This window comes from Spirillospora sp. NPDC049652 (assembly GCF_040675125.1).
GTDB lineage: Bacteria > Actinomycetota > Actinomycetes > Streptosporangiales > Streptosporangiaceae > Spirillospora.
The window spans coordinates 1-2,170 of the sequence record NZ_JBFAOF010001099.1 but is presented as its reverse complement, the minus strand read 5'-3'; the positions used below and the strand labels follow the sequence as shown (position 1 = coordinate 2,170).

2 protein-coding genes are annotated in these 2,170 nt (G+C 73.5%); one reads left to right on the top strand and one right to left on the bottom strand.

The annotated features are described in order from the left end of the window. Positions 1–237: 237 nt before the first annotated feature. The gene (locus AB0J52_RS37370) at positions 238–804 is read left to right on the top strand and encodes an SACE_7040 family transcriptional regulator (protein ID WP_500187680.1); all 567 of its coding nucleotides are present in this window, start codon (positions 238–240) and stop codon (positions 802–804) included. A gap of 48 nt (positions 805–852) precedes the next feature. On the opposite strand, the gene AB0J52_RS37365 is transcribed toward AB0J52_RS37370, so the two are convergent. Continuing rightward, on the bottom strand, positions 853–2,170 hold a 1,318-nt coding region (locus AB0J52_RS37365), incomplete at its 5' end, for an extracellular solute-binding protein (RefSeq protein ID WP_500187678.1).

Sequence of the window (2,170 nt, the reverse complement as noted above, 5' to 3'; positions counted from 1 at the left end):
CCCGCTCCGGCCCGCCCCGCGCGGCCGCGTCCAGCCGGTCGCGCAGCTCGGCGGCCAGGGCCTCGTTGTGCGCGGCGTTGGCCTTGAAGGCCTCGCCCGCCGGATCGGCGCGCGTCCCCAGCACAGGCCCGGTTCCGCTCCCGCTCACCCGGTCATCACCCGCCCTCGTCGACAGTTAATGCTCGTTAACAAGTGCGATGTTAACGCTCATTAACAAGCCTCGTCTACACTCCCATCATGACCGACGTGCGCACGGCCAGCCCGCGCAGGGCGGAGATCCTCGCGGCGGCCGCCGAGCTGTTCGCCCGGCGCGGCTTCCACGGCACGTCCATCGGCGACCTGGGCGGCGCGCTCGGGCTCACCGGCCCGGCCCTCTACCGGCACTTCCGCGGCAAGGAGGCCGTCCTCGCCGAGATGCTCGTCGACATCAGCGAGCGGCTGCGCGACGAGGGCGCCCGGCGCGCCGCGGCGCGCGACCCCTCCGCCGCCCTCGACGCCCTGCTCGACTGGCACATCTCGTTCTCGCTCGACAACCCAGCGCTGATCACCGTGCACGAGCGCGAACTCGACAACGTGCCCGAGCCGCAGCGCCACCAGGTCCGGCGCGTCCAGCGGGCCTACGTCGAGGAGTGGGTCGCCGTCCTGCGCCGGCTGCGCCCGGACGAGCCGGAGCAGCGCGTCCGGGCCGCCGTGCACGCCTGCTTCGGCCTGCTCAACTCCACGCCGCACAGCGCGACGGGCCTCGACCGGGCCGCCATGGCCGAGCTGCTCCACACCATGGCCCGCGCCGCGCTGCTCTGCTGAGGGGCCGGGCTCCACAGGCGGGTGGAGGCCGCCGGCGGGCGGTCCCCGCTAGCAGGCGGACGGGCGTCCCTTGAGGGCCTCGGCCACGTCGTGGGCGAACGTGTCGGCGTTGCCCGCCGTGCCGTCGAAGATCTTGTTCGCGCACTCCCGGAACGTCGCGGAGAAGACCGGGTAGTGCTCGGTCACCGGCCGCGGCAGCGCCCGCCCGAGGGCCGTCACGACGGCCCGGCCGAGCTCGGTGAGCTGCTGCTGGTTCGGCAGGTCCGGATCGCCGGGCGTGGGCGGGCGGCCCATCACGTCCGAGCACGTGCGCGCCTGGACGTTGTCCGGCGCGTGCTTGGCGGGGGACAGGCCGAGCGCCGAGTAGCGGGCGGGCGCGAACCCGCCGCAGGAGAACAGCTGGCGCTGGGCGGCCGTCCCGGACAGGAACCGCACCAGGTCGGCGCTCGGGCCCGGATTGGGCGAGTGGGCCGAGACCCCGAGGTTCTGCCCGCCGAGCACCGTGTGCCCGGGAAGCGGCGCCACATGGAACCGCAGCTTGTCGTCGCTCACCCGCATCCGGGGTTCGGTGGCCAGCGACGAGAACGCGCGGGGCCAGTTGCGCATCAGCTTGTCACCGTCGGCGAAGGCGTTGATGGCGTCCTGCTCCTGGTACTGGCGGGACGCCTTGAGCGGACCCTGCACCCGGGCGGTGAGGCGGCGGATCGCCGGGAACACGCGGCTGCTGAGGGCCTTCTCGTCCGCGCGCGAGTCACCGGTGAGGACGTCGTGGGCGCCGTCGTTCCACACGTCCTCCAGGACGTTGACGGTCAGCCCCTCGAAGTCGGCGAGCTGCGCGTCGTAGCCCTGTGCGAGCAGGTCGGACCAGGTCGCCGGGGGTGTCGTGCCCTCCCGGTAGTAGAGCAGGCCCACGTCCAGGTTGAAGGGGACGGCGTACTGCGTGCCGTGCCACTGGCCGGTGCGCAGCGCGGCGGGGATGAAGTCGGCCGGGTGGGGCAGGTCGTGCAGCTCCTTCAGGTATCCGGCCTCGGCGAACTGCGCCGTCCAGGTGTTGTCCATGATCAGCACGTCGTAGGCGCAGCCGCCGGACTGCTCGACCGCCGCGAGCTGGCTGTGCTGCAGGTCGGTCGAGTCCGACACCTCGACCAGGCGCGCGTGCCGGTGCGGCCGCCCGTCCTGGTAGGACGAGGCGTTCCACTGCTTGACCAGCGCCCGGCGCTGCGCCTTCAGGCTCTCGTCCGTCCCGCCCGCGATCACCAGGTCGTCGCGGTCGCAGTCGGCGGCGAGCGCGTGGTACGGCGCGCTCGGATGGATCTGCGACACCAGGGCCGCCGCGAGCACCGCCAGCGCTCCGACCAGGCCGCAC

Bases quoted from the DNA above. Each gene is read 5' to 3' on its own strand.
- AB0J52_RS37370 (WP_500187680.1), top strand. From the start codon at position 238: ATGACCGACGTGCGCACGGCCAGCCCGCGCAGGGCGGAGATCCTCGCG.